Below are 624 nucleotides of genomic sequence, written 5' to 3'. Positions count from 1 at the left end.
GGACGTCCGTAAATTCGGCATGTCAAAGGAGGGCCTGATTGCCCGCCAGGTCATGCTCGGCGTGGTGCAAACGGCCGACGGCTTGCCGCTCTATCACGAGGTATTTGATGGCAATACCGCCGAGGTCTCTACCATCAAGCCCATCATTGAAAAGATCGTTCAGCGCTTCCCCGTCAAGCGCGTCATCGCCGTCGCTGAGCGCGGCTTGCTCTCGACAGACAACCTGGCCGATCTGCAGGCCATCACCCTGCCGGGCGGCGGGAAACTTGAATTCATCCTTGCCGTTCCAGGGCGGCGCTACAACGATTTCGTCGATATCCTGACGCCGCTCCACGGCGCCACTTGCGTCAACGCTAAGGAGGAAGTACTGGGAGAGGCGCAGTGGGACAAGCTGCGCCTGATCATCGCTCGTGATCCGCAGGTGGCGCTGGCCGCCGGCGCCAAACGCGACCTCATCATCGGCGCGCTGGAGCAAAAAGCAGCCCAGTGGGCGGGCCAACTCGATGGACAGGAAGGCGGCGCGCGCAAGCGCGGACGCAAGCTCTCCGATGGCGGAGCACGCGCCCGTTTCTATCATGAGGTGTGCGAAGCGCACTTGGCGCGCATCGTCCGGGTGGACCTTAA

Annotated in this window: 1 protein-coding gene; it reads left to right on the top strand. The window is 62.7% G+C overall.

What is annotated here, in order from left to right:
* On the top strand, positions 1-624 hold a 624-nt coding region (locus F2P44_RS34515; protein WP_167094607.1), incomplete at both ends, for an IS1634 family transposase.

The organism is Massilia frigida (genome assembly GCF_011682175.1).
Taxonomy (GTDB): domain Bacteria; phylum Pseudomonadota; class Gammaproteobacteria; order Burkholderiales; family Burkholderiaceae_D; genus Telluria_A; species Telluria_A frigida.
Note: the sequence above shows the minus strand (reverse complement) of the source record. Positions and strands in the feature narration are given on the sequence as shown.